Annotated in this window: 2 protein-coding genes; both read left to right on the top strand. The window is 31.7% G+C overall.

The window, feature by feature from the left end; genetic code table 11:
* Positions 1-103: 103 nt before the first annotated feature.
* Positions 104-1,570: an IS21 family transposase gene (gene istA, locus GXK57_RS26115; RefSeq protein ID WP_160680936.1), complete on the top strand. Its 1,467-nt coding sequence runs from the start codon at positions 104-106 to the stop codon at positions 1,568-1,570.
* Between the two features lie 2 nt (positions 1,571-1,572).
* Positions 1,573-2,319: an IS21-like element helper ATPase IstB gene (gene istB / locus GXK57_RS26120; RefSeq protein ID WP_160680937.1), complete on the top strand. Its 747-nt coding sequence runs from the start codon at positions 1,573-1,575 to the stop codon at positions 2,317-2,319.
* The last annotated feature ends 138 nt before the right edge of the window (positions 2,320-2,457 follow it).

The raw sequence follows: 2,457 nt of genomic DNA on the forward strand, positions 1-2,457 counted from the left end.
TATTGATTTATACTTAAAACTGACCCACATCTTGCAAGTAAACTTGACCCACCAAAGTCAATAAATTATCCTAATCTTTTAGAAGAGATTAGGAGGAATAAAGGTGAAAGATGTGAAAGATTGGATAACAATAAAAAGGATGTATGAAAGAGGTGTTCCAATACGACAAATTGCTAAAGAGTTAAAAGTTTCAAGAAATACTGTCAAAAGATTAATAAAACTCGACGAAGAACCTAAATACAAAAAGCGTAAATACTCAACTAAAATCGATCATTTCCATGAAGATATTAAAAGGTGGTATTTGGAACCAGAGTATAACTTTATAGGGACTAGGATATTCAGAGAACTTAAACGATTAGGTTATAACGGTAGCATATCTCCTTTATATAGATATTTAAATAGTCTAAAAGAAGAAAAAAGGAACCTTTCGCTTAAGGCAACAAAGCGCATCGAAACGCCATTGGGAGATCAAGCTCAGTTTGATTGGTCTGAATATTTAATGTGGGTGGGAGGAGAAAAAATAAAAGTCTACTGCTATTCATTAATTCTTGCAGCATCTAGAAAGAAAGCTATTATATTTGCAAAGTCTTGCGACGGCGAAGCCATTTACGAATCTATATATTTATTATTTAAGAAAATCGGTGGTGTTACTAAAGAGTTATTGATAGACAATCCTAAGGCTTTGGTTGTATCAAATAATCCAGAAGAAGAAGTAAATTTTAATATTAACGCCTTGAGATTAGCTCAGCACTTAGGAATTTCATTGAATGCCTGTAATCCTTACAGACCAAGGACCAAAGGTAAGATTGAAAAGCCTTTTCAGTACATAGAAGAACAGTTTGTGAAAGGTAATAAATTTGACTCTATGACTCACCTCAATAGAGCTGCTGAAGCATTTATAGAGGATGCTAACAACCTAAAACATGGTACAACTTTACGTATCACTAATGAATATTTTACAGAAGAAATGCCTTATTTAGCGCCTGTTAAAGACAAGCCTTTTATAATAACTGATTTGAAAGAAAGAAAAGTAAGTTTAGATTCATTTATATCCGTTGACGCTGTAAAATACAGCGTGCCGATTGAGTATGTTGGGAAAAAGGTGGTTTTTAGAATAACCTTAGGCTATAAATTGGAAGTATATAACTCAGCCTTAGATATAATTGCAACTCACGAAATCATTACGCAAAAAGGTAAGATGGTTACCGTAGATGATCATTATGGGGAATTAAATAATATGGCTCCAAAATCTATTCCGGAAATTGTTAGGCAATTCGAAAGTACCTTTCCTAGTGGAAGTCTATTCTATAAAAACTGCATTGCTCACCTAAATCAACCTAGTTATCACTTGCGTAAAATAATTAAGCTTAAGGAACTTTATGATAATGACTCTTTAGAGCTACTTCTTCGCTATTGTATTGAAGAGAATATATATAACATAAATGATATAAAGAATATTTTAAAGACTAAATATTTAGATATAGTAAAAGGGATTTCTATAAAGGACGAACTTTTGACGCTTAGTGAAACTAGCCGTGAATTATCTTACTACGAGGAGGGTCAATTTTAGGTATGAAAGGTATTATTAACACATCACCAGACCATATCACTAGACTCTTAAAACAATTTAAATTGATTGACATCCAAACAAATTATGAAAGTGAAATAGCATACGCTATCGAAAATAATATTGGACATAGAGAATTTCTAGTGAGACTTCTAGAAATAGAGGCGGAAGGTAAAAGAGAAAGAAATGTTGAAAAAAATATAAAAGCAGCAAGGTTCGAAGGAATTAAAACTTTAGATGGATTTGATTTTTCTTTCCCAGAGAAAATAAATGAATCAAAAATTAGAGATTTAGAAACCCTTTCCTTTATTGAAAATAAAGAGAACGTAATATTGATAGGTCCTCCTGGTGTTGGTAAAAGTCATATTGGGATAAGCCTTGGAGTATTAGCTTGTAAGAAAGGATTTAAAGTTCTTTTTACAACTGCACAAGAATTCATAGATAAGCTTTATAAAAGTTATATGAATGGCACTTTAGATTCTACATTCAAAGCAATTAGAAAGATAGAAGTTTTAATAATTGATGAGTTGGGTCATTTCCAAATGGACAAAGAAAAAGAGAGCATATTTTTTCAAATCATCCGCCAACGATACGAAAAAGGCTCTCTAATCATAACTACCAATGTACCACTAGGTAATTGGGATAAAATCTTTTCAAGTAAACTTGCTGCAACAGCAATTCTAGATAGATTAATTCATCACTGTCACTTAATAAGTATAACAGGTGATAGTTATAGAGTAAAGGGTAAATGATAAGGAGGAACTTCCTAATGAAGAGAAAACATGATCATAAAGATTTAGATTATATGAAATTTATAGAAATATTTAATACTGACGGCCGCAGAAGCGCTAGAAATTATGTTAAAGAAAATATTCCATTTAATTATGATT

The organism is Clostridium sp. C8-1-8 (assembly GCF_009928445.1).
GTDB lineage: Bacteria > Bacillota > Clostridia > Clostridiales > Clostridiaceae > Clostridium_AR.

What these genes read in the sequence shown, in the direction of transcription:
- istB (WP_160680937.1), top strand. Translation starts at nt 1,573, where the DNA reads ATGAAAGGTATTATTAACACATCACCAGACCATATCACTAGACTCTTA.